The 1,953-nt window shown below is 66.4% G+C and carries 1 protein-coding gene, 1 tRNA gene and 2 pseudogenes; 2 read left to right on the forward strand and 2 right to left on the reverse strand.

All coding sequences use genetic code 11. The features are described 5' to 3' along the window. Window positions 1–342, forward strand: a pseudogene (locus GWK61_RS54280) (metallophosphoesterase); the annotation flags it as partial. An 81-nt stretch (window positions 343–423) separates the two neighbouring features. Continuing rightward, a tRNA-Pro gene (locus GWK61_RS54285) sits at window positions 424–497 on the forward strand. A 67-nt stretch (window positions 498–564) separates the two neighbouring features. Here GWK61_RS54285 and GWK61_RS54290 read toward each other — a convergent pair. Together GWK61_RS54290 and GWK61_RS54295 are read right to left on the reverse strand one after the other, a co-directional pair. Next, the gene (locus GWK61_RS54290) at window positions 565–1,446 is read right to left on the reverse strand and encodes a YDG/SRA domain-containing protein (protein ID WP_194922244.1); all 882 of its coding nucleotides are present in this window, start codon (window positions 1,444–1,446) and stop codon (window positions 565–567) included. A gap of 40 nt (window positions 1,447–1,486) precedes the next feature. Continuing rightward, window positions 1,487–1,953, reverse strand: a pseudogene (locus GWK61_RS54295) (CocE/NonD family hydrolase); the annotation flags it as partial.

A 1,953-nucleotide genomic window follows, 5' to 3' on the forward strand; every position in this document is an offset into this window, starting at 1 on the left:
CCCACCACCTCCGGCACCCACAGCGCCGCCCGCACCCTCCCCGGCACCGACGTGACCATCGGCGTAGTCCACGCCCCCTACCGCCGCGTCCTAGACGCCATGTCAGCCGACGGCCTCCCCCTGATCCTGGCCGGCCACACCCACGGCGGCCAACTCCGCCTCCCCCTCTACGGCGCCCTGGTGACCAACTGCGACCTCGACCGCCGCCGAGCCGCCGGCCTGTCCACCTACGCGGAATCCCACCTCCACGTCTCAGCCGGCTGCGGCACCAGCCGCTTCGCCCAAGTCCGCTTCTGCTGCCCCCCGGAGGCCACCCTCCTGACCCTGACCCCCCGATCATGACCCTGCACACGACGCCCTGACCTGCGTGGTTAAGTCGTTTTCGCTATCCGGCCACGTTTGGGTAGACTGTCCACGCACGATCGGGGTGTGGCGCAGCTTGGTAGCGCGCTACGTTCGGGACGTAGAGGCCGCAGGTTCAAATCCTGTCACCCCGACGCTCGTGAAAAGGCCCGCCTTCTCCGGAAGGCGGGCCTTTCGGCATTCCTGGCGCTATTCGGCGTTTCAGTGTCGGAATCGCTCGCGGTGCTTTCGGATGCAATCCGGGTCGATTGTGTGTCCGGGTTTGATGCGAAGCTGGTCCAGGACAGTGCCGTCGGAGGCGCGGATGACCTCGAAGGTGTCGCTGAGGTAGATCGCGCCGTTGTCGAGGCGGACGTGGTCGTTCGGGCAGAGACTAAGGATGTTGCCAGCGATATCGGGGCCGTTGTACGGCGAGCCGAGGGCGTGGATGTGGGCGCCTTCGCTGTAGTAGCCGCCATCGATCTCGATCTGGATGCCGCAGACCTGGCACATGTGGTCGTACTTCTGCTTGATGCTTTGGGCCAGTTCGACATCGCGCAAGATGCGGTTGACGGTCGTCGGCGCTCGCTGGGGGGTCTTCTGCGCCACCATCGTTGCGATCGAGCGCTCGACTGGGGTCAGCTTCAGCATCCGGAACTTCCACACCAGCGGTCCATGGATGCTGGGCGCGCTGCCGTAGGACTCGATGACGTAAAGGCCGTCGTAGCGGTAGCCGGTCGCTGGCCGGATGGTGTCGGATTTGCGGGTGCGGGGGCCGCGGATCACTCGAACGGGGATTTCCTCGCGGTGGCTGCGCACCATGGCGGCGTTACCCCGGCCCTTCGGGCCGCCGATGACTTGATCGGTGACCTGACGCGTGCGGTTCTCGTTCTGACCGCCGTGACCGGTATAGACGAGGACGTCGAAGTCGTCGACGTCGTCGGTGTAGCCGCCTGAGACGACGATGGCGTCCGCGCCCCTATCCGGGTCGCCGGAGATACCATCCTGGTTCTTGGTGTGCAGACCGGCTTTCATGAGCTCTGCGCGATCCGTGAAGGTAGCCCCCTCGCGGTAGTTGCCGATCTCTCCGAACGTCACTGGCATGCGCGCATTGTGGCATTAGCTGCCCACAGATTGGACGAGGTCAGACCAAATCCCGAGGCACCGAGGTGGTCCAGCTCTTCGTGAAGACCTCAACCCCGTTCTCGTAAGCGACCAGCCGGTCCACCACCAGGAACTCAGTCTCCGTACACGTCATCCGCGAGAACGTCCGCACCTCCGTCTGCCACGCTCCGCGGCCGATGGCGTCGGTGCGTTCGCACTCCACGACTGCGGACTGCGGGTCGGTCTCGGTGAGGTGGAAGCGGTTCAGTTCGGTCTCGGTGCGGGTCAGGCCGTCGGTGTGGTCTGTGGTGGTGCCGTCGGAGAAGGTCATCTCGACCACCTGCGTGCGGGTGACCGGGTCCCATGTGATGGTGCGGGTGGCGGGGACGTCGACCACGTCGAAGGGGCTCGGCGGGTCGGGTCGCGGCGGCGGCGTCGGTGCGCCGTCCAGGGCGGGGTCCGGGGTGCGGACCGGCAGGTGCAGGGTGCCGCCTTCGGGGTGGATGG

The organism is Catenulispora rubra (genome assembly GCF_015356825.1).
GTDB lineage: Bacteria > Actinomycetota > Actinomycetes > Streptomycetales > Catenulisporaceae > Catenulispora > Catenulispora rubra.

Coding starts and splice junctions, on each gene's coding strand:
- GWK61_RS54290 (WP_194922244.1), bottom strand. CDS start 1,446: ATGCCAGTGACGTTCGGAGAGATCGGCAACTACCGCGAGGGGGCTACC.